Annotated in this window: 25 protein-coding genes and 1 tRNA gene; 8 read left to right on the top strand and 18 right to left on the bottom strand. The window is 68.1% G+C overall.

Annotation, left to right across the window (positions count from 1 at the left end):
- Positions 1-49 precede the first annotated feature (49 nt).
- Genes ABZ861_RS10005 through ABZ861_RS09980 form a run of 6 tightly spaced genes read right to left on the bottom strand, consistent with a single transcriptional unit; the run spans position 50 to position 5,217 of the window.
- Positions 50-1,165, bottom strand: coding sequence for a glycosyltransferase family 4 protein (locus ABZ861_RS10005; protein ID WP_361626614.1), 1,116 nt, complete (start codon positions 1,163-1,165; stop codon positions 50-52).
- Positions 1,162-1,698 carry a deoxycytidine triphosphate deaminase gene (locus ABZ861_RS10000; protein WP_361626611.1) on the bottom strand — a complete coding sequence of 179 codons (537 nt, stop codon included), beginning with the start codon at positions 1,696-1,698 and terminating at the stop codon, positions 1,162-1,164. Before ABZ861_RS10000 ends, ABZ861_RS10005 begins: the two co-directional genes overlap by 4 nt.
- A complete protein-coding gene (gene dcd / locus ABZ861_RS09995) occupies positions 1,695-2,234 on the bottom strand; it encodes a dCTP deaminase (RefSeq protein ID WP_361626608.1) in 540 nt (179 codons plus the stop codon). Before dcd ends, ABZ861_RS10000 begins: the two co-directional genes overlap by 4 nt.
- A complete protein-coding gene (locus tag ABZ861_RS09990; RefSeq protein ID WP_361626605.1) occupies positions 2,231-3,466 on the bottom strand; it encodes a metallophosphoesterase in 1,236 nt (411 codons plus the stop codon). Before ABZ861_RS09990 ends, dcd begins: the two co-directional genes overlap by 4 nt.
- Positions 3,463-4,782, bottom strand: coding sequence for a UDP-N-acetylglucosamine 1-carboxyvinyltransferase (locus ABZ861_RS09985; RefSeq protein WP_361626602.1), 1,320 nt, complete (start codon positions 4,780-4,782; stop codon positions 3,463-3,465). The genes ABZ861_RS09990 and ABZ861_RS09985 overlap by 4 nt, the downstream gene beginning before the upstream one ends.
- Positions 4,783-4,785: 3 nt before the next feature.
- Positions 4,786-5,217 carry an ATP-binding protein gene (locus ABZ861_RS09980; RefSeq protein ID WP_361626599.1) on the bottom strand — a complete coding sequence of 144 codons (432 nt, stop codon included), beginning with the start codon at positions 5,215-5,217 and terminating at the stop codon, positions 4,786-4,788.
- A gap of 176 nt (positions 5,218-5,393) precedes the next feature.
- On the opposite strand from ABZ861_RS09980, the gene ABZ861_RS09975 reads away from it, so the two are divergent.
- Together ABZ861_RS09975 and ABZ861_RS09970 are read left to right on the top strand one after the other, a co-directional pair.
- Positions 5,394-6,665 carry a helix-turn-helix transcriptional regulator gene (locus tag ABZ861_RS09975; protein WP_361626596.1) on the top strand — a complete coding sequence of 424 codons (1,272 nt, stop codon included), beginning with the start codon at positions 5,394-5,396 and terminating at the stop codon, positions 6,663-6,665.
- Complete coding sequence (locus tag ABZ861_RS09970; protein WP_361626593.1) at positions 6,662-7,219, top strand: flavoprotein; 558 nt, start codon at positions 6,662-6,664, stop codon at positions 7,217-7,219. The genes ABZ861_RS09975 and ABZ861_RS09970 overlap by 4 nt, the downstream gene beginning before the upstream one ends.
- A gap of 396 nt (positions 7,220-7,615) precedes the next feature.
- On the opposite strand, the gene ABZ861_RS09965 is transcribed toward ABZ861_RS09970, so the two are convergent.
- The gene (locus ABZ861_RS09965) at positions 7,616-7,888 is read right to left on the bottom strand and encodes a hypothetical protein (protein ID WP_361626590.1); all 273 of its coding nucleotides are present in this window, start codon (positions 7,886-7,888) and stop codon (positions 7,616-7,618) included.
- Positions 7,889-8,509: 621 nt separating this feature from the next.
- On the opposite strand from ABZ861_RS09965, the gene ABZ861_RS09960 reads away from it, so the two are divergent.
- Positions 8,510-8,806 (top strand): hypothetical protein, encoded by a 297-nt coding sequence (locus tag ABZ861_RS09960; protein WP_361626587.1) that lies wholly within the window; start codon positions 8,510-8,512, stop codon positions 8,804-8,806.
- 775 nt (positions 8,807-9,581) lie between these two features.
- Here ABZ861_RS09960 and ABZ861_RS09955 read toward each other — a convergent pair.
- The 6 genes from ABZ861_RS09955 to ABZ861_RS09930 all read right to left on the bottom strand — a co-directional run bounded on the left by ABZ861_RS09955 (position 9,582) and on the right by ABZ861_RS09930 (position 14,600).
- Complete coding sequence (locus tag ABZ861_RS09955) at positions 9,582-9,962, bottom strand: hypothetical protein (protein ID WP_361626584.1); 381 nt, start codon at positions 9,960-9,962, stop codon at positions 9,582-9,584.
- A 48-nt stretch (positions 9,963-10,010) separates the two neighbouring features.
- On the bottom strand, positions 10,011-12,536 hold the full coding sequence (locus tag ABZ861_RS09950; RefSeq protein ID WP_361626581.1) for a tetratricopeptide repeat protein: 2,526 nt from the start codon (positions 12,534-12,536) through the stop codon (positions 10,011-10,013).
- A gap of 463 nt (positions 12,537-12,999) precedes the next feature.
- Positions 13,000-13,374, bottom strand: a complete 375-nt coding sequence (locus ABZ861_RS09945) for a hypothetical protein (protein WP_361626578.1) — start codon at positions 13,372-13,374, stop codon at positions 13,000-13,002.
- The gene (locus tag ABZ861_RS09940; protein ID WP_361626575.1) at positions 13,371-13,724 is read right to left on the bottom strand and encodes a hypothetical protein; all 354 of its coding nucleotides are present in this window, start codon (positions 13,722-13,724) and stop codon (positions 13,371-13,373) included. The genes ABZ861_RS09945 and ABZ861_RS09940 overlap by 4 nt, the downstream gene beginning before the upstream one ends.
- Positions 13,718-14,176 carry an ATP-binding protein gene (locus tag ABZ861_RS09935; protein WP_361626572.1) on the bottom strand — a complete coding sequence of 153 codons (459 nt, stop codon included), beginning with the start codon at positions 14,174-14,176 and terminating at the stop codon, positions 13,718-13,720. The genes ABZ861_RS09940 and ABZ861_RS09935 overlap by 7 nt, the downstream gene beginning before the upstream one ends.
- Before the next feature lie 16 nt (positions 14,177-14,192).
- On the bottom strand, positions 14,193-14,600 hold the full coding sequence (locus ABZ861_RS09930; RefSeq protein ID WP_361627025.1) for an NUDIX domain-containing protein: 408 nt from the start codon (positions 14,598-14,600) through the stop codon (positions 14,193-14,195).
- Positions 14,601-14,710: 110 nt separating this feature from the next.
- On the opposite strand from ABZ861_RS09930, the gene ABZ861_RS09925 reads away from it, so the two are divergent.
- Positions 14,711-15,496 (top strand): GntR family transcriptional regulator, encoded by a 786-nt coding sequence (locus ABZ861_RS09925; protein ID WP_361626569.1) that lies wholly within the window; start codon positions 14,711-14,713, stop codon positions 15,494-15,496.
- A gap of 56 nt (positions 15,497-15,552) precedes the next feature.
- Here ABZ861_RS09925 and ABZ861_RS09920 read toward each other — a convergent pair whose 3' ends face one another.
- The 4 genes from ABZ861_RS09920 to ABZ861_RS09905 form a co-directional block, all read right to left on the bottom strand.
- Positions 15,553-15,891: a hypothetical protein gene (locus ABZ861_RS09920; RefSeq protein WP_361626566.1), complete on the bottom strand. Its 339-nt coding sequence runs from the start codon at positions 15,889-15,891 to the stop codon at positions 15,553-15,555.
- 267 nt (positions 15,892-16,158) lie between these two features.
- Positions 16,159-16,234, bottom strand: a tRNA-Arg gene (locus ABZ861_RS09915).
- A gap of 112 nt (positions 16,235-16,346) precedes the next feature.
- Complete coding sequence (locus tag ABZ861_RS09910) at positions 16,347-17,204, bottom strand: siderophore-interacting protein (RefSeq protein ID WP_361627022.1); 858 nt, start codon at positions 17,202-17,204, stop codon at positions 16,347-16,349.
- Positions 17,205-17,497: 293 nt separating this feature from the next.
- Complete coding sequence (locus tag ABZ861_RS09905) at positions 17,498-18,784, bottom strand: M6 family metalloprotease domain-containing protein (protein ID WP_361626563.1); 1,287 nt, start codon at positions 18,782-18,784, stop codon at positions 17,498-17,500.
- Positions 18,785-19,425: 641 nt separating this feature from the next.
- On the opposite strand from ABZ861_RS09905, the gene ABZ861_RS09900 reads away from it, so the two are divergent.
- Positions 19,426-20,079 (top strand): helix-turn-helix domain-containing protein, encoded by a 654-nt coding sequence (locus ABZ861_RS09900; RefSeq protein WP_361626560.1) that lies wholly within the window; start codon positions 19,426-19,428, stop codon positions 20,077-20,079.
- Between the two features lie 350 nt (positions 20,080-20,429).
- Positions 20,430-21,998, top strand: coding sequence for an MFS transporter (locus tag ABZ861_RS09895; protein WP_361626557.1), 1,569 nt, complete (start codon positions 20,430-20,432; stop codon positions 21,996-21,998).
- 252 nt (positions 21,999-22,250) lie between these two features.
- On the opposite strand, the gene ABZ861_RS09890 is transcribed toward ABZ861_RS09895, so the two are convergent.
- Complete coding sequence (locus tag ABZ861_RS09890) at positions 22,251-22,859, bottom strand: MarR family transcriptional regulator (RefSeq protein WP_361626554.1); 609 nt, start codon at positions 22,857-22,859, stop codon at positions 22,251-22,253.
- Between the two features lie 193 nt (positions 22,860-23,052).
- Here ABZ861_RS09890 and ABZ861_RS09885 point away from each other — a divergent pair, with 193 nt between their 5' ends.
- Together ABZ861_RS09885 and ABZ861_RS09880 are read left to right on the top strand one after the other, a co-directional pair.
- Entirely contained in the window at positions 23,053-23,844 is a 792-nt protein-coding gene (locus ABZ861_RS09885) for a class III extradiol ring-cleavage dioxygenase (RefSeq protein WP_361626551.1), read from the top strand.
- Between the two features lie 659 nt (positions 23,845-24,503).
- A complete protein-coding gene (locus ABZ861_RS09880) occupies positions 24,504-25,502 on the top strand; it encodes a sigma-70 family RNA polymerase sigma factor (RefSeq protein ID WP_361626548.1) in 999 nt (332 codons plus the stop codon).
- The last annotated feature ends 234 nt before the right edge of the window (positions 25,503-25,736 follow it).

The following is a 25,736-nucleotide window of genomic DNA, read 5'->3' as shown; positions in this document are numbered from 1 at the left end:
GTTCACGGAGCGGGGCGGGCAGCGACGTGGCGGACTGCTCGAAGGCCGTTCAGGCGAGTTGGCGGCCGAGTTCGGTCAGGGATCGTGCGGTCGCCGAGAGCGGATAGCGCGCGGCGTTCGCGTAGCCCGCCTGCCGCAGGGCGGCCAACAGGCCGGGGGAGGTGCGTAGCCGGTCGAGGTCTCGGGCCAGGGCGGCAGAGTGGGTGAAGTCGGTGGCAGCGCCGGAGGCGGCGAGGGCTTCGTTGAGGCCGGGAACGGGTTGGTAGAGGACGGGCAGCCCGCAGGCTTGGGCCTCCAGCGCGACCAGGCCCATGGCCTCCAGGGTGGTTGACGGCATGACCAGTACGTCGTGCTCGGTGAACGCTCTCCAGAGCTGTGGACGGCGGAGCCAGCCGAGGTAGCGGGTCCTTACGCCGGCCCGTTGCAGTAGCGGAGCCAGGGCATGGAACTGGGTTCTGGGAGCGGCGATGCTCAGCTCGATGCCTGGCACCGGGGCCACGCTCTTGACCAGGGCCTCGACGCCCTTCTCGGCGGTCAACCGCCCCGCGTACAGCAGTCGTAGGTGGCTGGAGGTCGTGCGGGTGGGTCGGGCCGGTGGATCGGTGAGCAGGTGGTCGGGGATGCCCCAGGGGATGCGGGTGATCTTTCGGCGGTCGACTTGTGGGGCGAGCTTGAGGAGGTGGTCGGCCATTGCCCCCGTCGGAACGACGATCGCGTCGGCTGCTCTCGCGGTTTCGCGCAGAACCTGGAGTTGGTCGCGGTGGGCTTCGGCGAAGATCAGGTCCGTGCCGTGGACCAAGGCGATGCGGGGTTGCAGGGGGAGCGCCCGCATCAAGGCGGGAGCGGCACCGAAGGAGAGGTGCTGCAGGTGCAGTACGCCGATCTGGGCCGGGTCGATCGCCATCGCGAGAGCCCTGCGAAGGGCCGCGACGTAGCGACCGAAGGCGGAACCCTCCAGACACTTCCCGGTCACGGGCAGCAGGTCGAGCCCGGCAGGGAGAAGGCGTCTGGGACTCGACGGGCCCAGCATGAACGCGCGTGCAGGAATGAGGGGGCGTTCGCCCGTGTAGAGGTCGAGGAAGAGTTCGACGCTGCCGCCGGGGCTTCCGGCGGCCAGGTCCAGGAAGGTGGCGACTAGCGGCCCGGTGGCTGAGCGGGAGCTCACAAGGCACCTCCGGGAATCTCTTCGTAGAGGCGGGAGATGTCGATGCCTTCTGTCGAGGCGTACTTGGCGGGTTGCTGCTGGTAGCTGGCCGGGGCGCCGAAGGCCGTGAGGAAAACGAGCTTTCCGAAGGTCATCCCCGGGTAGACGCGCACGGGCCGGGCAGCCCGGATTTCCAGGGTCCAGCGGATGGCGTGGCCCTGGTGTCCGAGCGGGGCTGAGACGTGGACCCAGATGCCGAGGGCGCCGATGGTGCGGTCGCCGTTGAGCATCTGTGCGTACGTCTCCGAACCGGTCTTCTCCAGCGTGACGCCGAGGTAAAGCGTCTCGGGCTGTAGCACCAGGCCGTTGACCGGGATGGGCTGCTCGATGAATGCGGTAGGTGTGGCGGCGTCGAGGTCACCGTCGCAGACGCGGAGTGTGTCGCCGAGACGCCAGTCGTAGGCATTCGGAGAGAGCCGGGTGGGGTCGTACGGCTCGATGGTGATCTCGCCGGCCTGGACGGCGGCGGCGATTGCGGGGCCGGTGAGGATCACGAGGCAACCGTCCGAAATTTTGTGACGTCGCGCCAGTAGGCCGACGGTCGGGGGCCTACGGCGGCCTGGTACTTGCCGCGGTAGAGGTCGATGGCGCCGGTGGAGAGGAAGAACATGATCTGCCCGATCTTCATGCCCGCGTACACGCGCAACGGGCGGATCGGGGAGAGCATCAGCGTCCACTGGCCGTGAAAGCCGACGTCTCCGATCGGGGCGGTGATCTCGACGAACAGGCCCAGTCGGCCGACGGAGGAGCGGCCGAACAGCAGCGGCACGAAGGTGTCGGAGCCGACGTGTTCGACCGTGTGGCCGAGGTAGAGCTCGCCGGGCTGGAGTGCGTATCCGCCTTGGCCGATCTTGACCTCACGGGTGGGGTTGGGGCGGTGGGCGTCGATCTCGGCGGCGGTGTAGGTCAGCAGAGTGGGGCCGAGGCGGACGTTGTAGCTGTTGGGGTTGACCTGGTCCGGCTCAAAGGGGTTGATGACCAGGCGGCCGTCGTGGGTCGCGGCGGTGATCTCGGGTCCGGTGAGGATCATTGTTCGCCTCCTTCGATGAGGCCGGCAGTCGAGGGGAAGGGCGTGGCGAGGACGCTTCGTGCGGCCTGCCCCAGCCGCAGTCCGGCTTGATGCGTACGTCCGCCGAGGTAGCTGTCGGCGAGGTAGTCGGTGGTCAGCACGCTGCGTATCGCGGAGGGCAGAGGCTCGGGCGTGATGACCAGCGGACCGACGCGTTCGGAGAGGCGGTTGAGCAGCTTGTCGTGGCCCTGGGCGTACTCGTCGGGGAGGAACGCGTGGACGAGCTGGTTGTCGAAGGGTTCGATGGACAGCAGGTCGCCGAGGGTCAGGATGTGGCCGAGCGGGGTGGAACGCAGGGCGGTCTCGTTGAGGATGACCGCGTCCGCGCCGAGACTGGAGTGCAGTCGGCCGGCGATCTCTGTCAGGAGGTGGCGTCGGTCCAACGGCGCATTACGGTAGGGCTCGTTCACGGTGCCGAGTGGTCTTGTCAGCGTCTGGGCGATGAGGGTGATCTCGTCGTGCAGTGCGGCGAGGTCCTCGGGGACCGCGGCCGAGTCCGGGAAGGTGCACGCGCGGGCGCCCCAGCCGCTGCCGACGGGCTCTGCGGTGGCGTATCCGAGGCCGAGTTCGAGGCCCTTCACGACGAGGGTGTCGCCGATGTGCACGGGGCCGTAGGTGTCGCTGTGACAGTGGCCGGAGAAGATGACGTCCGCGAACGGGCACGCGGCGGCGAGCTTCAGATCCTCGTCGAAGCCGGAGTGGGACAACACGATCCAGGCATCAGTGCAGTGGTGATGCTCCAGCATCACCTTCCGCAGGGCCTGGGCCGGATCTGTGACCTGATGGCCTGCGCGCTGGTCGACGGGAACCGCGTTGAACGCCTGCGGTCCGATCACCGCGGTGACGGCGACTCGACGGCCGCCGATGCGTTTGATGCGTACGCGGTCGAAGAGGGGCTTGCCGTTCTCGTCGACCGCATTGGCGCACACGGTCATCTCGTGCAGCGTCGGCTCGAAGTAGTGCGGCCAGCCGTGATTACCCGGTGCGAGCAAGTCGTAGAGGCCAGTCAGGGCCTGGTGCTCGATCCGGCCCTTGCCTAAGCGGTAGAAGCCGCTGCCCTCGAAGAAGTCACCGCAGTCCACGATCAGGCTGTCGGCCCTGGCGGTGTGGAGGTGAGCGAGCATCGCTGCGGCCGAGTCGAAGGCGGAATGCACGTCGGTCGTGGCGATGATCTGCCGCAGATGTCGGGTCATTGAGTGACCTCGCAGATGTCGGCGCCGAGGGCGTGCAGCTTGGTGGGCAGGTCGGCATGGCCGCGCCGGAGCTGTTCGAGGCCGCCGAGCGTGGTGACGCCGCGAGCGGTGAGGCCGGCGATGAGCAGGGCGGAGCCTGTGCGGATGTCGGTGGCCTCCACCCCTGCGCCGGCGAGCTGCTGCGGGCCGGTGAAGCGGCACTCGGTGGAGGAGAGCTCGTGGATCTCGGCACCCAGGCAAGCGAGTTGGGGCAGCAGGTTACCGTGGCGGCCGGGGTTGATGGCGTCAGCGAACAGGTGGGTGCCAGGACGGCCGAGAGCCAACGCCAACAGCGGTGGCTCAAAGTCCGCGTCCAGGCCGCCGGGGGAGAGGGAGGCGATGGCTCGCAGCGGCTTGTCGGCAGGGTGGGAGTTCCGGGCCTGCACCGCGAGCACGTCGCCCTCGGTGTCGGCGGGTACGCCGAGCGATCGCAGGGCGGCGACCAGAGGAGCGACGTCATCGCCGCGGACGCCGCAGATGCGCGCGTCGCCGCCGGTCGCCGCGACCGCACAGGCCAGCGTTCCGGCCTCGACCTTGTCGCCGGGCACTCTCCAGGTGATGGTCCCGGTGGGGGCAGCCGGGGGCGGTGCGAGCGTCAGTACGGACTCGCTGACCCGGCACTCCCATCCGGCCACCTCCAATGCTTCGACGATGCTGAGCACTTCCGGTGACAGGTTCGGCTGGCCAAGACGCAGCGGCCGTCCGGCTACGACCGCACGCAGGAGAGCGGCGATGCTCGCACCCCGAGAGCGGAAGGGCAGCATGATCGAAACCGTGCCGGTCGGGGCGGATGCTGCCTCCACGAGGTAGCCGTGGTCGTCGACGGTCGTGCGGTCACCGAAGCGCTCGTAGACCTTGAAGTGCTGCTCCATCCCGCGCTCCCCGATGCGGCAGCCGCCCGGCCAGGGAAGTCGGGCTCGCCCGTAAGCGCCCAGCAGTGCGGGTACGAGGTAGTACGAGGCCCGGATGCGGGCGGCGGTGTCGGCATCAGGGCCCGGCTGGATCTTGTCGCTCGGCAGGATCACCACGGTGTGCGGATCGCTGACGGGACGCGCCGTGTGCCAGCCGGCCTGCTGAAGCAGGGTGAGCATGGTCTCGACGTCGGTGTTGCTCGGAACGTTGCCCACATGCACCGGTCGGTGCATGGCCGCGGCAGCGGCCAGCAGGGGCAACGCTGTGTTCTTGGACCCGTCGACACCGACGGAACCGGCAAGGGGGCTGCCGGGCCGGATGGCGACTACTTCGGCTGCGATTGGGGGAATCCGTACGGTTGTCAACAGTCAACTCCTCTGCAAGGGAGAGCGTGGAGAGGGCTGGAGCGGTGCGCTGACCTTGAACTCGGCCCAGCAGCGCTTGCCTCGTGGCACCTGATCGAATCCGTGGCGATCTGCGAGCGCGGCGACGAGGAACAGGCCCCGTCCTCCTTCCTCGTCCGTGTCGGGCAGACCGACCTGCGGGAGGTCAGGACTCGTGTCTGTTACCTCGATCAGCAGACGCACGTCGCTCAGGCGGGCGCCGGCCAAGATCGGCCCGTTTCCTGAGTGCCGCACCGCGTTCGTGATCAGCTCGGCAGCCACCAGCTCCGCCGTGTCCAGGAGTTCCGGCCCCAGGAACGAATCCCAGGTCCGTATCACGCCCGCGAGCTGCTGCCGTGCAGCCGTAGCTGCAGCAGGTGTGCCGGAGACGGGGAAACGGACTTGGTGCACTTCCATGAGCGACCTCCTGGATCGGTGCGGCTCTCCCACACAACCGCGCCAGGCACAAGCGGAGCCACGCCGGATGCCGGGGCTGCATCACTTATGCAGGAGCTGCATCACGGTCAATCGCCCCTCGGCTACGCTCGGTTGAAGGGGCAGGATCGGCGGCGGCAGGAGGAGCCGTGGCACGGATGGCCGAGGCGCAGAACGAGGCGAGACGGATCGGCGAAATGATCCGTCGGGCACGCGTGTTACAGCGGCGCTCGCAGAAAGACGTCGCATCCGCACTGGGGTATCACCAGTCGAAGGTGAGCCGCCTGGAGAGTGGCCGGGGTACCGACGATGTCCGCATGCTGCGCGAGGTCGCGCAGGCGCTGAACATTCCGTTACACCACCTTGGCCTCGCTGTCGCGCCGAATACCAACACCTCGGACCTTGAGGCAGAGGACATGCACCGCCGTACCCTTCTTGCCGCAGGCGTCGCCGCGCTCGCGGTTCCGACTTCGCCCGCCGCAACGCATCACGACCTGGTTCGGGTCTTGCTGCCCGGTACGAGCCCAACGGCCACGGGCCAAGTCTTGGACATCAATGGGCTGCGTGATCGGACACGAGCCGTACGGCACTTGTTCTGCACGTGCGACTACACGGAGCTGGAGCGCACCCTGCCAGGGCTGATCGCCGACCTGCGCCAGGCAGCCCGTGGCTCATCCGGCACGGCCGAGGCGTCCGGATTGCTCGCGACCGCGTACCAAACGTCCGTGAGCCTCCTACTGAAGCGTGCGGACCAGGGCAACGCCTGGCTCGCGGCCGGTCGCGCCATGGCCGAGGCGGAGCGATCCGGAGACCCCGTCGTCCTCGCCGCCAGCGTCCGCGTTCACGCCCACGTCCTCATCCGCGAGAAGCACACCCCACAGGCCGTGAACATCATCCGCCACACCGCCGACCAGCTCACCGGCTCCTACGACCAGCGGTCGCCGCGCTACCTGGCAGCGGTCGGCCTGCTGCTGCTCCGGGGGGCGACCGCAGCCAGCAGGAACGGCGACCGCGACACCACCGAGGACTTCCTCACCGAAGCCCGAGAGGTGGCCCGCTACGTCGCTTTCGACCGGCCCGACGCCTGGGCGAACTTCAGCCCGACCAACGTCGCCCTCCACCAGGTCAGCGCGGCTGTCTCCTTCGGTGACGCAGGCATCGCCCTGGAAACAGCCCGGCCGCTCATGCGCCGGCACATCCCGGTCCCCGAGCGTCGTGCCGCCCTGTGGGTCGACGCCGCCCGCGCCTACAGCCAACAGGGCCGCCTCGCCGATGGGTACCAGGCGCTGCGTATTGCCGAGAGCTGCGCGGCCCAGGACGTCCGCCGCCCCGCTGTCCGGGAGCTGGTCGCCGACATGGCAGCCCGCGATCGCCGCCGTACCCTGCCTGCACTGCACCACTTCAGCCGTCAACTGGGAGTCCCCGCGTGAGCGATCAGTCCGACCAGCAGACCAAAAAGCCGTTCCTGTACGTCGTCGTGTGCGCGGCCGGAGTCGCGGGCGACGTCGGCAAGCTGATCACGTCCGCGCAGGAGGCGGACTGGGACGTCGGCGTCATCGCCACTCCGCAGGGTCTGGGCTTCGTGGACGCGACGGCCATCGAGGCCCAGACCGGCTATCCGATCCGCTCGGCGTGGCGCTCGCCCGGCGATCCCCGCCCGCTGCCGCCCGCCGACGCCATCGCGGTGGCCCCGGCCACCTTCAACACGGTCAACAAGTGGGCGGCGGGGATATCCGACACGCTCGCCCTGGGCATCCTGTGCGAGGCGCACGGCTTCGGCATCCCCACCGCCGTCCTGCCGTACGTGAACTCGGCCCAGGCCGCCCACCCCGCGTATGAGCAGAGCCTTGACCGGCTACGCGAGATGGGCGTCCTGATCGGCTCGTACGAGCCTCACCGGCCGAAGGCCGGCGGCGGGGCCGACCACTTCCGCTGGGAGGAAGCGCTGGAGCTGCTCACCCCCAGGTTGTCCGAGCGGGTGTGATCAGGGTCGCGGAACGCACACGGCGCCTGCGGGGACGGGACAGCCTTTGCCGCCCGTATGGGTGCGCCAGGGCGCCACGCTGCGCTGCGACCCGCGCCGCACAGGCGCGTGCACTGGACACCGACCTTGCGCTGACCAGCCGTTCTCTATCCACCGTGTGCTCGGTCCGCTTCGGAAGCGGATGTCAAAGGCCGCCTAGGAGCATTCCTAGGCGGCCTTTCGCCTGGTGCCCCCGGCGGGATTCGAACCTGCGCCACCCGCTTTAGGAGTTCGATCCACGAGGCTTCGCTGCAGCAGGGAACGAAGGATGCGAGGCCGTGAGAGGTCGCTCGTGGCTGCCGTTGTCTGCCTTCGTTGATGTCACGTGTGGATGTCAGCAGGCAGGTCCGTCTGGACTCAGCTCCTGACCATCATGGCGATGGACACGGGTATCGCGACCATGCCACAGACCATGAAGACACCGCCGATGAAGCGGGGGAAGCCCAGAGACATGGACCGCGCTCGGCCCTGATAGCCCGGCTTGGAGGCCAGGCCTTCGACGATGAAGGCGCGGAAGCGCTCGGAAACCCCGCGGGTCGCCAACGCTCCTCCGAGAGCGAGGGCCACGACGCCCCAGATGAGCAGAAACGGAGTGGGGCTTGGCCCGTCTTGGCCTGCGATAGTCACCATCACCACCTATGCCCGATCCGCTGCTGACGGGGCCCGGTCAACGGACGCGACGAAGCCCGCCTGTGCCTCAGCCGACGACAGTCAGCCACGACGGCGGGCTTGCCGACTGGGCGGGTGCGTGTGTGTCTCGCTGCCCCATCACCGTCCTCAGCCACGCTATCCCCGACGTCGACCAGAGCAAGCCGCGCCGGCGGGACCGTGCCGGATGCGAGCTCTCAGCTTGGGAAGCTGCGGGCATTTACAACGGGTTCGCGCGCTGACCTGCGCGAACGGCCAGGGAGCGGCCCTTGCCTGCTCGGCTGCTTTCACCGTGGTTCCCCGCGCTTCCCCCCTCGTTCTGGTGCGGTTGTGGTGCACAACTGACGGCCGGTCACCGTCGGGTCCGTTGTCAGTGCCGACGGCTATGTTCTCCAGCGCGCGGTCGGCTTCCGGGGGTTCCAGCTCTGAAAGGAATGGTTGCATCCCTGGCCTGTCTGAGGGCGGCCTGGAGACTCGTCCGGGACCTAACCGACGGCTGGGCTTCGTCGATGGCCAAGCAGTGACCTGCCAGCGCCGACCGCGCGCCACGTCTGGCCTGGCCGATGACAGGGTGGGTTCCGGGGACGCGATACAGTGCGCGCCGTGGACATACCCGGCTGGTTCGTCTGGCTCGCTCTCGGTCTGGCCGTCTTGCAGGCCCTCGGCCTCGTTCCCGTCTTCCGCCGACTGCGCGTATCCGACTCGGCGGTGCGTTTCGAGACGCGCCTCGACCTGCTGGATGTCGTCGCCTCTCTGCTGCTCTTCGGCGGCCTAGTACTGAGTCTCGCAGTTGCGGAATCCTGGTTCTGGCTCACCTGCGCTGGCTTCGTGCTCATGACCGCCGTGTACGCCGTGAAGGGTGTCCGCTGGCTCCACGCTCGTCAGCGTCGCAAGGCCTGACCCACACGACAGGCGCTGACCGCTCGGCGGACTACTTCTTCTTGCCTGGGGTCTTGCCGGGGATCTTGGTGACCTGCGTTTTCGCTGCTCAGGAGCGGTGGGCTCCTGGGCCTGGTGGTCGTCGTTGGTCGTCATTGACCACTGTTGAGCGGCGTGGGACGGCCCAGGGACGGCCCAGCTTCGGCGCGCTCGGCTGACGGCCAGCACCCTCGATGCGCCCTGCCTGAACCTCCGCCGGCGACAGTCAGCCACGACGATGGGTCAGCCGCCCGTGCAGGCACGCGTGTGCCTCGCTGTGCCCCCGCCGGTCTGAGCCACGCTGTCGGCCGTTGACCAGCACAAGCCGCTACGACGGAAGCGGATAGGTGGCACCTTGCGTGATGACCTGTTCGTCCCGAAGCCACTTGGGTGAGTGTTCGGCCTTGGGCGATGACATGGCGTCTCCACATGCCCGGGACGCCCTTACGCTTCGCGTACGCCCGCTTTGGGGGGAGCGGCTGGGGTGTCGTGCCGCTGAACAGGTGCTTCGAAGGCTGGTGAGATGCCCTAGCAACTCGACTGCCCGACACCTTCGTTGAGCGTGGCTGATCGCTGCATCTGGCACGGCAGTGGTACGAACCTCAGCCAACGACAGCCGGCCACTACGGCGGGTGCACCGGCCAATCAGGCACGCGTATGCCTCGCTGGTACCCCCACTGGCCTTAGCCACGCTACTGGTTTGTGTCATCGGCCAGAGCCCAATAGCTCCGCGCGTTTCTGCGCTCCCTGCATACCGTCAGAAACTGACGTCGCCATGGACACTCTTTATCTGGACAATCTTGCCCACGTTAGCGTTGTCGGATACTGCGATGCGATTGTTTTGCACCTCATCGCGACTGTAGCCTTCAGCTTCGAGAGTGGACAACAAAGCCCCTTGGAACCGGTTATCACCCTCCAGGTAACGGTCAATCACCGCACGAAGATTGTTTCTTGCTGACTCGTCGGAGGGGGCTTCCTCGCATTGCTGAAGAGCCTCACTCGCCCCCTGATCCCTCCCGAATTTCCGCCTCAAAAAGTCAGCCACACGGGTCGCAGTTCGCCAGGTGCCGCTGCCAGCCTCGGCTAGGAAACCCCCGGCAATGAGACTTACTACTGTCAGGGAAATAGGTTCAGCCATTGCGGTGCCCACTTTCTTTGAGTTGTCGCGCTTGATGAAGGGGTGGAACTACTTTTTCGTTCCTTCTTTCGTAGAATACCTTGATGCGATAGTGTCGAATTGTTCCGCCTTGGTTACATCCCCCAATTCGGCCCAAATCAACGAAAGCTCGTTAGCGGCATTGCGGGCTGATTCCCACTGCTGCATGAGAACCTCTAGACGGAGTTGTTCATCGAAGACGTCTGCCGCGACTCTGAAATTTTCAAGCTTTTTAAGCAGCCTTCCCTCACGCCTGAGGCAATCTGCCAAAATTCTTGCTGAGCCATAGGAGCGTGCTACGTTCACCGCCTCTTGTACATGAAGGAGAGCAGAAGGGAGATCGGCCCTCTTTTCCTCGACCCGGCTTCGACAGAGCAAAATCTGAATTAGGTCCTGGTCCTTTTCGGTACGGCGAGCAACTAGCGCAGCTTCCTCGAGCAGCTCAATAGCGCGATCAAAATCTCCGCGTTTCGTGTACGAATCTCCCCAGCAGTGAAGTGTGCTAATGAACCCTTCTGGATCATCTTCCAACTCCGCAACTGTAAGAGCTTCGGCGTAAAGCGCGTCGGCTTTCTCAATCTCATTCTGTCGCGCGAGCGCATCAGCCAATGAGTGCGTAGCCCAGGTGATCGCGTTGTCGTTCTGTTCCTCGCGGGATATCTCTAGAGCCTCTTGATATGCTGCATTAGCTTCCGCTACGCGCCCCAAATTTTCTAGTACCTTAGCTTTTCGGACAAGCCGAATGCGCAATCCTCTAGTGTCGTCAGTCTCTCTTGCTAGCGTGATCGATTTTTCGTAAGAATCGACCGATTGCTCAGCCATGCCGCTGGCATCCAGGCAGGCAGCCATTCCTTGGTAAGCGACGCCGCGGCGGCGGGCACTAGCACCATTCTCTGCAGCAAGTTGCAATTCCTTTTCGTACCACGCTAAAGCTTCATCGTGACGACCGATGCCGCTATACAGATGCCCCAGAGCGTGGAAAGCGCGCGCGACGTAGGCCGGACGTTTGATTGCCTTGGCAATTTCTATCGACTCAGTGTAAGCGGAAATGGCTTGCGCGATATCCCATTGCTCACTTGCAGTTTTCCCTATTTCCCAGAGAATTTCAGCACAACGGTACTGGTCATCTATTTCACGAAAGGCTTGCAAAGACTGTTCAAGATAGGATCGCGCGTCGTTGAGTTTGTCGAGTGCCCTTGAAGCCTGACCGAGCCCGCCAGCCATAAGGGCCTGACCCTCACGTGACCGGCAATTCTGTGCAGCTTTCAATCCAGCTTGATTGCAGGTGATCCAGTCTACGTAGTCGCTGTCCAACGAGTTGTAGGTGGCCAACTCGTTGGCCGTTCGCCAGCAGATCTCGTCCCATCCATTTTCTCCGGCAATAAGCACGCCAGTCACGAGGCTCCGCCTTTCTAGGCGCACCCACGTGCGGATTGACGGACTGTCCCCCTCTAGCACCCGCAAATGCCACTCTAGGAGGCGCCGTAGGCTGGCGATTCTTTCTTCGGGCGGCTCCTCGTCGTACGCTCTCTCTTTTGCGAAGAGTCGCATAAGGTCGTGAAGTCGATATCTCCCAGGAACCTCGTCTGAACTAATCAGGTAGTGATCCGCAAGGTCTTCCAGAAGATCCTCGACCGTATACTCGTCCTCATCGGCCATTGTGGCGACCGATTCTATGCTAAAAGTCGAACCGAGAGTTAGTCCCGCTCTGCGGAATAGGCGCGCTTGATCAGGCGTGAGAGATTCATAAGCCGTGGCAAAAACAGAGCGAATCGCAATGTCGTCTGCCCGCAGGACCTCGAGCCTTCGCTGTTCATCGCGAAGCCGGGCCACCATGCGAGCAAGAGGCCAAAGGGGCCTTCTTGTCAGTTGAGCTCCGATGATCCTCAGAGCAATCGGAAGGCGCCCGCAAATCTCCGCGAGTTTAATTGCTTCGTCGCTTGCACTTTCTACCCGTGAAGTTCCAAGAAGGGCTTGGAGGAATTTGATGCACTCGTCCACTGTCCAAACATCAATGGGGATACTCTGTGATCCTGGAAGGGTCGCGAGTGGTCGGCGGCTGGTAATTAGGGCTGCACTCAGGGGCGACGTGGGGATAAGGTCGTTTACTTGCGCCGTGTCGGCCGCGTCATCGAGCACGACGAGGATCGCCTTGGTGGCGATCAATGTCCTGTAGGCGGTTACTAAACTTTCGTAAGTACTGGGAAGTTCCCCGACGGAGACCCCAAGATCTTTGAGGAAGCGATTCAATATTTCCGCGGTATCAGTGGGCTTAGCGCTAGCGCCAGCTAGGTTGGCATAGAGGATGCCGTCTGGGAAGCTATTGGGAAATGCATTCGCTATTCTGATCGCTATTGAAGATTTCCCCACGCCGGCCATACCGGAAAGAACCCAAACTGCGGGCGCGCCCCGATCGCTGAGTAGTGACTCTTCGACCCGTTTGATTATCGCCTGGCGTCCCGTGAATTCTGGAATATCGCGCGGAGCCTGAAGAGGTCGTCTTCGCTGCTTGAGCCCTCCCCCGGAAAGCGATACGTGGTCAGCATGTTCAATCACTACGGCTTTGTCGACAGACGCATGGTCTGATATCCGGAGATGGTTTCGCTCTTCCCCCTGCTGCATGCGACCCCCGAGCTGATCTGCCCTGGCTCATGTTGATGAGCACCCCTCCAGGCGGCGTACCGAGAAAGTGCTACGCAGGCTGTGAGATCTGGCTAATGAGGCAGGTAGGGCTCGGGCTGTGGTGTCCCTGCGTACGAGCACGATCTGGGGCTCGTGGTGGCAGGCAAGGCCCCTGGGCTTGGTGGTACGAGGGATCTGTCGAGTAGGGCTGCCAAGCTTTGGAGGGTAGGTTGCCGCCCGATGAGCCCTCCTCTGGACTCACGCACTGAGAACCGTGCGCGGCCCGGTCGCCGGCCGGGCTGAGCGGGGCGGAGACAGGAGCGCAGGCCCGGCCGGGGGCCGGGCCGCGCGCGGGGAGCGGAGCGAGCCGCCTTGAACCAGTAGAGAAAGTTGTAACTCAGTCGCCCGTGGGAGGCTCGAAGGTGACTGCGAGGCATGGTGGTTTGCTGCCTCGCTGTATCAGCGGCAGGAAGATGACCGGGCGGACCGTCCACGTGATGAGCGTGCCGGTCTGTTCGACCGTGACTGAGCAGGGTTCTGCTTGGAGGAGTGCGCGCCTGGTGTCGATGCGGCTCTCGTATAGCAGCTCCCACGCGTGCTCGGAGGCTGCGGCATCCGGCACCGGGATGATGGTGCGCAGTGTGGCGGATATCCAGCGGTCCGCTTCATCGGGGGAGTAGGCGCCGAAGGAAGCGTGCAGTGTGGGCGGTTGGTCGGTGCTGAGGTTCTGGGTCCAGTGTTCGCACCAGTGGCCGCGGGGGAGTCCGTTCACGTGTCGCCGCCTCCCGGTGGGCTGGCCACGAGCACGTAGCGGGCGTCCTCGTCGTACAGCGTGAGTCGGTAGGCGCTGCCCATGGTCAGCAAGGCGAGGGCCCGTTCGTGCTCCGCGTCGTCCGTTAGCCAGTGGCGGCCGGGCTGGGCGTATGCGGTGTCGAGCTGGTCGGTGACGTGACGGGTTCGTTCGCGTAGCCAGCGCAGCGCCAGGCGAGAGCTGGAGGCGCGGTGGGAACCGAGGGGAACGGGCCGAGTTCTCCGTGCCGGGTACGCGGCTGCCCAGCATCGGTAGGCGCTGCTGCGCTCCCCGACGGCTAAGCGTTCCTCAGCAGGCGTCGGCGTCAGCACACGCGGCCTTCCGGGCGACCCGCCGTGAAGAGTTCCGCGGTGACCGTGCGGCCGCCGTCGCCGTCGTGGACCGCGACCCGGTGGGCGATGGTGCTGACCATGCTCAGGCCCCGGCCGTGTTCGGCGTCCTGGTCCTTGTGCTCGATCTTGGGGGCGGTGCCAGTTCCGCCGGCGTCGGTGACCGACAGGGCGACCACCTGCGGGGAGACGGCGAGTACCAGGTGGAAGCTGCCCGACTCGTGGCCGCTCGCGGTGTGCAGGATCGCGTTCGCGCTCAGCTCGCTCACGATCAGTGCGGCGTCCTCGGCCAGCGGGGAGCCGCGCAGGATGTCCCGCGTCCAGCGTCGGGCCCGGCCTACCTCCTCGGGAAATCCTGGGCAACTGAGCCCCCACACCCGGGCCGTACTCATGTACTCGTGTGTACAAGTTCCTTCACGCTGGTAGGCCGCCATGTGCAGCGGGTACGGGCTAGACGAGTTTCACGCCGTCGTGCGCGCGAATGGCCGGCGGAGACATCGCGTCCAGAGCGTCCAGGACGCGGATCGCGTACGCCTCGTCGGCGAGTTCGGTGACTTCTTCCCGGGTTGCCCAGCGCAGCGCCCGAGTCTCGTCCCCGGTGGCGGGCGTACCGTCGGCGGCCTCGCAGCGGAAGACCAGGGAGACGATCAGGCCCGTCATGTTCTTGTAGACGCCGGTGAGGGTCGCGGGAAGCGCGATCTTGATGCCGGTCTCTTCGAGGACTTCGCGCTGAAGGGCTTCGGGAAGTGTTTCCTCCCGCTCCACCACTCCGCCCGGCGGCTCCCAGTGGCCGTTGTCGCGGCGCTTGATCAACAGAGCGCGGCCCCGGTCGTCGACGATGACTCCTGCGACGCTCACGGAGTGCGGACGGTCAGTGCTCACGTTCCTGGGCCCTCTCAGATGGCTAGGCTCTCCACCGTCTCAACAAGTACTCGCCCACTCGTCTAGATACCTATAAGGGAGTACCCGTGGCCTTCCTTCCGAGTCTGCTCGGTGATCTCGACCCCACGAGTGATCGTGCGGTCTTCCGGCAGATCGCCGACCACTTGCGCGAGGCGATCGACCGCGGGCGCTTCAAGGAGGGGGAGAAGGTGCCCTCCGAGGCGGAACTAGTCGACCATTACGGGGTGTCCCGTATGACGGTGCGCAACTCCTTCTCCGTCCTCCAGGGCGAGGGCCTGGTGCACGCCGAGCACGGCAAGGGCGTGTTCGTGCGACTGCGCCCGCCGGTACACCGGCTGGCCTCCGACCGGTTCGCCCAGCGTCACCGCCAACAGGGCAAGTCCGCGTTCATCGTCGAGGCCGACGCCGCCGGAAGCCACCCGCAGGTCGACAGTCTGGAGGTCAAGGAGGAGAAAGCCGGACAGGACGTCTCCGCCCGGCTCGGCTCCGTGCGCCGCGTCCTGGCCCGCCGTCGCCGCTACCTGCTCGACGGGCGCCCAGTCGAGTTCGCCACGTCCTACCTCCCGCTCGACATCGCCCGAGGAACGCCGGTCGCGGAGCCCAACCCCGGCCCCGGCGGTATCTACGCCCGCCTCGAAGAGCTGGGCCATCACCTCGACCACTTCGACGAGGAGATTCGCGCCCGGATGCCCTCGCCGTCCGAGGTGAGGACGCTCCGGCTGGCCTCGGGCGTGCCCGTGATCCACCTGATCCGCACCGCCTTCGACACGGACGGGCGGGCCGTGGAGGTCTGCGACACGGTCATGGCGGCCGACGCCTACGTGCTGTCGTACCAGCTCCCGGCCACGTGATCGCGTGACCGGGAAGGTGCTGACGCTAGGGGGTGAGGTCTTGCAGGTCCTCGGCGTCACAGGGGGGCGAACATCGAGCCGATGTTGCTCCACATGAACTCTTCTCGCCACTCCGACGTGCCCGCCGCCCAACCGAGCATCGCTCGGAGCACTTTCTCCTGCGAGACGGTACGGGTCTGGTAGTGCTCGGCGGCAACGCCGTCCCGGAACTCCAGTTGGTATGTGTCGTCCTCTCGCATGAGGACTTGGATGTACCAGTCCCCAGAGATGTCCTCGTCCTGGCGGTCGACGACCATATGTTGGTTGTCGCGGCTCAGGTTCGCGAGCATCGTCCCTATCGCAGGCTTCGAAGGGCGCTTCACCGTGTGTCCTCGGGCGTTCGTGGCGATTAGCATGGACAGATCCTGCATGAGGGGTCTGACAGGCGCGGTCATCAACCGGGCCGGCGGCTTGCTTCCCGAACTTATGCCCGCCCACAGGCATACTCATATAGACGAGTGGGCAAGTTACACGCACGTCGTGCAGGACGCGCGGCGCGAGGCGATGAGCCACATGGACCGGCTGCTCAGGAAGCGGCGTCCCGGTCGTAGGTGACCGCCCGGGTTGATGTCAGAAGTAGATGCCAAAGGCCCCGGACCGTGATCGGTCCGGGGCCTTTGCACTGGTGCCCCCGGCAGGATTCGAACCTGCGACACCCGCTTTAGGAGAGCGGTGCTCTATCCCCTGAGCTACGAAGGCGGGGATCTGCTGGTGGTTCGGCCGGGTGCGGCTGGGCCACCGCCGTCAGTGTAGCGGGTGGTTGGGGGGCGGGCCGGGTTTGATCGTCGGGGGTCGTGAGGGGGCGGGGCGGTCAGGGGAGGGGGGTCGCGTCGGCCAGGGCTTCCGTCTGGTCGGCGATGTCGTCCGTGGTGGGGGCGTCGTCCTGGGTGAGGTGGAGGCGCCAGTAGCCGCTGAACGCGACGGCGCGCTTGTCGAGGCCGTGGTCCTGGACCAGGCAGCGGCGGATGGCGCGGACCGCCGCCGCCTCGCCGGCGACCCAGGCGAACACCGGGCCCTCCGGGAAGGCGGTGTTCCGGACCGCGTCGAGCAGTGCCGTGGAGTCGCCGGCCGGCGTGGCGCCGCGGTGCAGCCAGTGCACCGTCAGGTCGCCCGCGCTCTCCCACTCCTGCTCCTCCGCGGCGTCGGCCACCTCGGCGTAGACGACCGCCCGTTCGCCCGGCGCCAGGGACTCGGCCAGCGCGCCGAGCGCGGGCAGCGCCGTCTCGTCGCCGACGAGCAGTTTCCAGGCGCCCTCGGCCGGGGTGCGGTAGTGGCTGGGGGAGGGGCCGTACATGCCGATGACGTCGCCGGGGCGGGCCGCGACGGCCCAGCGGGTGGCCGGGCCCTGGGCGCCGCCCTCGCCGTGCAGGGCGAAGTCGATCTCGATCCGCTGCCGTTCGGGGCGGTGACGGCGGATCGTGTACGTCCGCATCCACGGCCGTTCGGCCTCCGGCATCGCCAGGTAGCGCTGGTACCAGCGCATTACGTCGCCGTCGGCGGGCGGCTCGGGGACTCGCGGTACGCCGCCGTCCTGGGCGAAGAAGAGCTTCACCTGCTGGTCGGGCGAGACCGACGTGAACCCCGCGAGCCCGGCGCCGTCGAAGGTGACGCGCCGCATGGCCGGGGACACCTGCTCCGCGGCGACGACCTGCAATTCCGTGTACTGCATGGCGGGTGGCTGGGGCACAGGCGTCCTTCTCCGACAGGTGGCGCGCACGGGGCGCGGCGATCCAGTTAGGTAAGGCGTACCTTAGTTACGTTCTCGCGGCGTGCGCAATCGGTCGGCGCCCGAGGCGGCGCGCGCTCGCCGGGGTCGAGTCGAGTCAAGTCAAGTCGTCGAGTCGAGTCCGGGTCCACTGTCCAACGCCCGTCGTCCAACGCCCGTCGTCCAACGTCCAACGCCTGCCGTCCGACGCCCGTCGTCCAGCGCGGCTCGTCGTCTTCGAACGTGGCTCGTCGTCCCTACTCCCGCGTCACCCGCACCCGGTAGTCCCCCTTGAGGTCGGCGGACGTCACGTCGATGCGGAGGCCGGCCTTGGGGTCCTTGAACGTCTGGCCCGGGGAGAAGGCGGCGTCGGAGAGTTCCGCCTCGACGTTGGGGCTGTGGGTGCAGCCGCCGGAGTCGCGGTGCGCGTCGTAGACCGTGATGGGGCCGCGGCCGGTGTCGACGTTCGCGTCGACCTTGTAGATGAGGACGCCCGGCTGGCAGACCCCCTCGTCGTTCCCCTCGCGCATGCGCAGTTCGAGGGCGTAGACGGTGCCGTTGGCGAGGGGGACGAAGACCATTTTGGGGCCGCCCTTGCGCTCCAGCGGGGTCAGCGTGTACTCGGCGGAGCCCCGTTTCGGCGCGCAGCTCACCTGGCTCGGGTCCAGCCAGCCCAGTTTCCATTTGTGCCAGCCGAGCAGGTCGTTGTCGACGCCCCAGTCCTCGCTCATGATGTCCCAGTGGCCCACCGCGCCCCCGCCGTCCTGGGTGTAGAGGTCGGGGAGGCCGAAGACGTGGCCGTTCTCGTGGGGGAGCACGCGGTAGCCGGTGTGGTCGTAGGAGCCGGAGCCGTCGTCCTGGCGGGAGAAGACGAAGGACGCGTTCCCTATGGGGACGCCGTCGGCGACCGGGGCGTCCAGGTTGCCCGCGAAGGTCACGGAGAGCACGGTGTCCAGGGCGGAGGGGCCGGCGTTCGGGGTCATCAGCACGTTGAGCAGGTCGTAGTCCCGGAAGTTCACCATCGGGTCGGCCGCTTTGACTATGTCCTGGACCAGATCGCGATAGCCGGGGTCGAAGGCGGCGCCGCGTTCTATGCCGTAGTCCTTGAACGGTTTCGGCATGCGCAGCCAGTGGGCTATCGGGGTCTCCGGGCGGTAGTCGAGGCGCCCGTACGAAGCGGTGCGGTACCAGTTCTGCGTCTGCGGGAAGAACTCGTGGAAGCGGTCGAGCGCCGTGCCCTCGCCGGGTGCGTCCGAGAAGTCGATCATCAGGGTCAGCGCGTGCACGGTGCCGGTGGAGCGGGCGTAGCCGCTGGCCGTGGGCACGCCCTCCGTCATCTGTACGGTGCTGGCGCCGCTGATCATGCAGGGTGCGAGGGCGGGATAGCGGGCCAATGACGCCGCGCCGGCCCCTGTCCCCGACGCACCCTCGGTGAGGTGCGCGGCGTCCGACGACGTGCAGACCGCGAGGGTCAGTACGGCGACGGACGCCAGGGCGGCCGCGCGGCGCTTGCGTATCCGGCGGCGGGGCGGTGGCGGCTGCATGCGTGGCCCTTTCGCTCCAGGCGGCCACCGGTTCGCCATGGCGGCCACCGGTCTCCGGTTGCACCCTTTCGATCACCCTGTGTCACGGGGGCGTGGGGTGCGCGCTGGGGCGGTCCACTCGTGCGACGAACGCTCCGGTCGTGGGAACGGGCAGGGCCAGGTGGGTGCGCGCGGGTGGTGGTGCGCGGAGGGGGGTCCCGCCCCGCCCCGCCTCGCCCCGGCTGCCGGGGGCTGACGCCGGTGGCTGGGGCGGCTTCCGGGGGTCGGCTCCGGCTGTCGGGGGTCGGCTCGGGATGCCGGGGGTCGGCTCCGGCGGCCGGGCCGGCTCTGGCTGTCGGGGCGGCCCGTACGCACCACGGCGATCTCTGAGGAGGGCGGGGTCGGGGCGGCCGCGCGAGCGAGACACGCGAGACTCCTGAGACGCGCGATACTTCCGGGACGCCCGAAACCTCCAAGGCGTCGCACTGTGACCCAGGTCACTGGAAAACTCTCGGGGTGCGGGAAATATCTGGGGACGTCTTCCCCGTTTACACCTGTGTCCGGCCGAAGCGGGGAACCTCTCCCCGGATCGAGCCGGGCGCCCGCCCCAGGCGCCCCACCGCCGACCGACCCTTTGACCCAGACCACTTGAGGAGTACGCCGTGCAGGCCGCGACCACCGTGCATCCCGTACCGCGCAAGGCGACCCGGCTCCGCGCCGACGCCCTGCGCAACCGGGAGCGGATCGTCGCCGCCGCCCGGGAGATGCTCGTCGAGCACGGACCCGAGGTCCCGCTCGACGAGATCGCCCGGCGGGCCGGCGTCGGCAACGCCACCCTGTACCGCAACTTCCCGGACCGCGACGCCCTCGCCCGCGAGGTCGTCTGCTCCGTCATGGACCGCACGGCCCAGGCCGCCGAGCAGGCGCTCGCCGAGACCGGCGACGCGTTCGAGGCGCTGTCGCGCTTCGTGCACGTCGCCGCCGACGAGCGGGTCAGCGCGCTGTGCCCGATGATCTCCAGCGCATTCGACCGCAGCCACCCCGACCTGGAGGCGGCGCGCGAACGGTGCGAACGCCTCGTCGAGGAGGTCATGGACCGCGCCAGGGCGGCCGGGCAGCTCCGTCCCGACGTGGGCGTCGGCGACCTGCTGATCGCCGTGTCCCAGCTCAGCCGGCCCCCGGCAGGCACCGGCTGTCCCAGCCTCGACCGCTTCGTCCACCGTCACCTGCAACTGTTCCTGGACGGGCTCCGGGCCCCGGCCCGTTCCGTCCTCCCGGGTACGGCCACGACCATGGAGGACCTCCGCCGGGCTTGACCGGCCCCCACCTGACCGACCGATACTCACCGACCGACAGCCAGCCGACGTTCGAGCGGCAGCCGCCTCAGTCCGCCGACCAGGCGGTCGGCCAGGCCGCCGATCAGCACCCCGTCAGCGCACCCCGTCAGCGAGCCGCGCTCAGCAGTCGCGCGGCGCTGATCGGCCGCCGCGGGTCGCCGCCGACCGCCGCCCGTCCGATCGGCGCCGGGACGGACCGACCGTCGGCCGACCGCCGGGCAGTGCGAACGAACGCCTGCCCGCCGCCCCTTATCTGCCCTTTTTAGTTCACTTTCGCTTCTTCAACGCTGATGAAGCTCTCCCTCACCGCATCAGAAGTGGGTATCCCCATGTCCGCATCAGCCGCACAAGCTCCCGGCGTCCTGGAGAAGCCAGTGGACGCCAACCGCTGGAAGGCGCTCGTCTTCATCGCGCTCGCCCAGTTGATGGTCGTCCTCGACGCGACCATCGTGAACATCGCCCTGCCCTCCGCCCAGCGTGACCTGGGCATCTCCGACGGCAACCGGCAGTGGGTCGTCACCGCGTACGCCCTCGCCTTCGGCGGGCTGCTGCTCTTCGGCGGCCGGATCGCCGACCTGTGGGGCCGCAAGCGCGCCTTCGTGACCGGTCTGATCGGCTTCGCCGCGGCCTCCGCGCTGGGCGGCACGGCCACGACCGGCGCGATGATGTTCGGCGCCCGCGCGCTCCAGGGCGCCTTCGGCGCACTGCTCGCGCCCGCCGCGCTCTCCCTGCTCGCGGTGACGTTCACCGACGCCAAGGAGCGCGCCAAGGCGTTCGGCATCTACGGCGCCATCGCCGGCGGCGGCGGCGCCGTCGGGCTGATCCTCGGCGGCTTCCTCACCGAGTACCTGGACTGGCGCTGGACGTTCTTCGTGAACATCCCGTTCGCTGTCGTCGCCGCGATCGGCGCGTTCTCCGTCATCCGCGAGCCCGCCGGCGGCCGTAACCGCTCGCCGCTCGACATCCCGGGCGTGATCCTGTCCACCCTCGGCCTGGTCTCCCTCGTGTACGGCTTCACCCGCGCCGAGACCGACGGCTGGAGCGACGCCGTGACCGTCTCTATGTTCGTCGCGTCCGCCGTACTGCTGGCCGCCTTCGTGCTGGTCGAGTCCAAGACGCGGGCGCCGCTGCTGCCGCTGCGCGTGGTCACCGAGCGCAACCGCGGCGGCGTCTACCTCTCGCTGGGCCTGGCGATCATCGGCATGTTCGGCCTGTTCCTCTTCCTCACCTACTACCTCCAGGTCGTGCGGGGCTACTCGCCGGTCAAGACCGGCTTCGCCTTCCTCCCGATGGTCGCGGGCATGATCACCGGCTCCACGCAGATCGGCGCCCGCCTGATGACCCGGGTCCCGGCGCGGGCGCTGATGGGTCCCGGCTTCCTGGTCGCGTCCGTCGGCATGCTGCTGCTGTCCCAGCTCGGGATCGACTCCTCCTACCCGGCGCTGCTGCTCCCCGCGATGCTGCTGCTCGGCCTCGGCATGGGCACGGCGTTCATGCCGGCGATGTCCCTGGCCACGCTGGGCGTCCAGCCGCGCGACGCGGGCGTCGCCTCCGCGATGGTCAACACCTCGCAGCAGGTGGGCGGCGCCATCGGCACGGCGCTGCTGAACACGATCGCCTCCTCCGCGACGGCCGCCTACATCAAGGACCACATCGCGGCCGCCGGCGCCGCCCGGCCCGCTCAGCGGCTGGTCCAGCTCCAGGGCCTGGTGCACGGCTACACCCAGGCCATCTGGCTCGCCGTCGGCATCCTGGCCCTGGCCGGGGTCATCGCGCTGACGCTCGTCACCGCGGGCCGTCCGGGCGGCACCAAGAGGGCCGGTTCCGACTCCGGCGCGGAGTCCGCCTCCGGCGAGGAGGCCGAGGACGCGGTGGCGCTGCCGGTCATCGCGCACTGAGCGCCGCACCGGTCACCGCGGTCCGCGCGGCCGCCATACCGGACACTGCGGTCCGCGCGGCCGCCATACCGGACACTGCGGTCCGCGCGGCCGCCATACCGGACACTGCGGTCCGCGCGGCCGCCGTACCGGTCACCGCGGTCCGCTCGGCCGCCGTGCCGGTCACCGCGGCCTGAGCCCCGTCCCGGTCACCACGGCCTGCGCGCGGGACCGGTCACCGCGGTCTGAACACCGGCCTGCCCTGGCTGCCGCTCAGCGGAGCCAGGGCAGGTCGGCGCCCGCTTCGTTCGGCTGAAGTCCCTCGGCGACGATCTGCATGATCTCGCCGAGGGACTTCTGCTGTTCCGGGCTGAGCCGGTCGAACAGCGCCTGGCGGACCGCGGCCACGTGGCCCGGCGCGGTGCGCCGCAGCACGTCGAGCCCCTCGTCCGTGAGCACCGCGAACTGCCCCCGCTTGTCCGCGGGGCAGTCCTCGCGGCGCACCCAGCCGTTCTTCTCCAGGCGGGCGACGGCGTGCGAGAGGCGGGAACGGGTGATCTTGGCGTCCATGGCCAGCTCGGTCATCCGCAGCCTCCGGCGCGGGGCCTCGGCGAGCTTGACGAGCAGGCCGTAGTAGATGTGCGGCATGCCCGCGTCGCGTTGGAGCTGCCGGTCCAGGTGGTCTTCCAGAAGCGTGGTCGCGTGCAGGTAGGAGCGCCAGACGCGCTGCTCCTCGGCGGTGAGCCACCGGGGGGCCTCGGCCGTGGGCGCGGCGGGGGCGTGCTGCGACGGCGCGGAGGAACGGGGTGCGCCGGGCGCGTCGTGGACGCCGGGGGCGCCGGTGGAGCGGGAGGAAGCCGAAGAGGGGGATGCCGTGTCCATGAGTTCACTGTACGAGAGCTTCCTTGAATGTTGAACGAAAAACCGTTCGGGCGTATTCTCGACCGCAGAGAGCTTTAGAGTTCAAGCAAGTCGCCAAGCTGGCGAGTCAGCCAGTCAGCAGGTTCGTCAGCCAGCGAGCAAGCCCGTCAGCAAGCCCGTCAGGCCCGACCGGAGTCCGCAGGGAGCCGCCGCCATGTCCGTCACCGCCCCGGAGCGCATGCCCGCCCTCTACCTCAGCCACGGAGCGCCGCCCCTGGCGGACGACGCCCTCTGGACCGGCCAGCTCGCCGCCTGGTCGGCGGCCCTGCCGCGCCCCACGGCGATCCTCGTCGTCTCCGCCCACTGGGAGGAGGCCCCCCTCGCCCTCGGCGCCACCGCGACCGTCCCCCTCGTCTACGACTTCTGGGGCTTCCCCGAGCGCTACTACCAGGTGACGTATGCCGCCCCCGGCGCCCCCGACCTCGCCGAGCGCGTGCGCAAGGCGCTGCGCGGCCCCGGCACGCCCGTGCAGGACGTGCCCGACCGCGGCCTCGACCACGGCGCCTACGTCCCGCTCCTGGAGATGTTCCCGGCCGCGGACATCCCCGTGCTCCAGGTCTCCATGCCGACCCTGGACCCCGTACGGCTCATGGACATCGGCCGCAGGCTGGCGCCGCTGCGCGACGAGGGCGTCCTGATCGTCGGCTCCGGGTTCTTCACCCACAACCTGGCCGCGCTGCGGCACACGGGCGAGGGTGTGCCGAGCTGGTCGTCGGAGTTCGACGACTGGGGGCGGCGCGCTCTGGAGGCCCGGGACTGGGACGCCCTGCTGGACTTCCTGGACAAGGCGCCGGCCGGACGGTACGCCCACCCGCGCACCGAGCATTTCGCGCCGCTGTTCGTGACCATGGGCGCGGCGGAGGCCGGCGGCGAGCTGGACGCGCAGAAGTCGGTGATCGACGGCTTCTGGATGGGAATGGCGAAGCGGTCGGTGCAGTTCGGCTGAGGTGCGGTCCGGCTGAGACGCAGGTCGGCCGAGGTGCGGTCCGGCTGAGACGCAGGTCGGCCGAGGTGCGGTCCGCTGAGGCGCCGTCCGGCTGACGTGCGGTGCGGCAGAGGTGCGCTCCGGCCGGCGTGCGGTGTGATGAGGCGCTGGGGCGCTGGGGTGCTGCGGTGCTGTGCGGCGCCCGTGTGGGGCCGCGGTGTGGAGAGCCTGGGAACCTCCTGGGACTTCCGGTTTGCGGCAACCGTTCGCCGGTACCGGCCCTCTTAAGGGGAGGGGGTGGACGGCATATGGCCGAAGGCGGCGCCGCTCTGCGGCGCGGGTCGCGGCGCCGGGGCGCGAAAGGCTGCTGCATCAGTGTGACGGGCGTCTCAGCGACGGGTCGAACGGCGGCTCGCGGGCAGGTGACAAGGGTGTGCGGAACGTGGCTCGCCCCCACCCTGACCTGGGCGTCCGCCCCGGCGGCCGAAGCGTTCCGCGCGGTGCGGGACGGCAGGATACTGCATGATCAGAAAAATCGGCGGGCGGGTTGGGAATTGTGTCCGGATTCCAGTCGTTGTTTCCCTTGGATGCGGGCACACGAGGAGAGTTCCAGAGACTCCGTAATCCAGTGCCGAGTGTCCAAGGACCACCCGCTGATCCACCATCGCAAGGGAGCACGCATGGCAACCCGTGCCGTCGCCCGTCGTCAGTCCGCCTCCGGCGAGACGGCCGAAGCGGCAAGCAGTGTTCGCGCCCGCGGCGGCGAGATCGCCGACCGCGACCTGGTCGGCATGTATCTCGACGAGATAGCGCGCACGCCGCTGCTGGACGCCGCCAAGGAGGTCGAGCTGTCCCAGGTCATCGAGGCCGGTGTGTTCGCGCAGCAGATCCTCGACGGATGCGAGGAGTCCAGGGCGGACGCCAGCCGGGACGAGCTGGAGTCCCTGGTGGCCGAGAGCGAGCGGGCCAAGGACGTCTTCATCCGCTCCAACCTGCGCCTGGTCGTCGCGGTGGCCCGCCGCTACCCGCGCAGCGGCCTGCCGCTCCTCGACCTGATCCAGGAGGGCAACGCCGGTCTGGTGCGCGCGGTGGAGAAGTTCGACTACCGCAAGGGCTTCAAGTTCTCGACGTACGCGACCTGGTGGATACGCCAGGCGATCACGCGCTCGATCGCGGACCAGTCCCGCACGATCCGGCTGCCCGTCCACCTGGTGGAGGAGCTGGGCCGCATCCGACGTGTGCAGCGCGAGTTCAACCGTGAGAACGGCCGCGAGCCGGAGCCCACGGAGATCGCCGCGGAGCTGGGCTCCACGCCGGAGCGGATCGCCGACGTGCTCGACTGGGCCCGCGACCCGGTCTCGCTGAACATGGCGGTGGACGACGAGGGCGAGACCCAGTTCGGCGACCTCCTGGAGGACACCTCCGCGGTGTCGCCCGAGCAGTCGGTCCTGACCCTGCTGCGCAGCGAGGAGCTGGACGACCTGATCGGCCGTCTCGACCAGCGCACGGCCTCGATCATCAAGATGCGGTACGGCATCGAGGACGGCCGGGAGCGCACGCTGACCGAGGTCGGCAAGGAGCACGGCCTGACGCGCGAGCGCATCCGCCAGATCGAGAAGCACGCGCTGCTGGAGCTGAAGAAGCTGGCTCACGCGACGGGCTTCGACGCGGCGGCCTGATCCTGCGGCCTTAGCTGGCGGCCTGATCCACTGGCCTCATCGGCGAGCGGCCTCACCGGCGGGTTGACCGACCGGGCGCTTCGCACGGGGGCGTGCCGTGCCCGGGGCCGGGCGGGGCGGGGCAGGTGCTTCACGCGGGCGACGGCGCCCGGTGCGAGGCTGGCGCGGGTGCTTCACGCGGGCGGCGCGCCCGGTGCGAGGCGGGCGCGGGTGAGTGCGAGGGCGCGGAACGGC

This window comes from Streptomyces sp. NPDC046985, assembly GCF_040644415.1.
Classification (GTDB): domain Bacteria; phylum Actinomycetota; class Actinomycetes; order Streptomycetales; family Streptomycetaceae; genus Streptomyces.
Note: the sequence above shows the minus strand (reverse complement) of the source record. Positions and strands in the feature narration are given on the sequence as shown.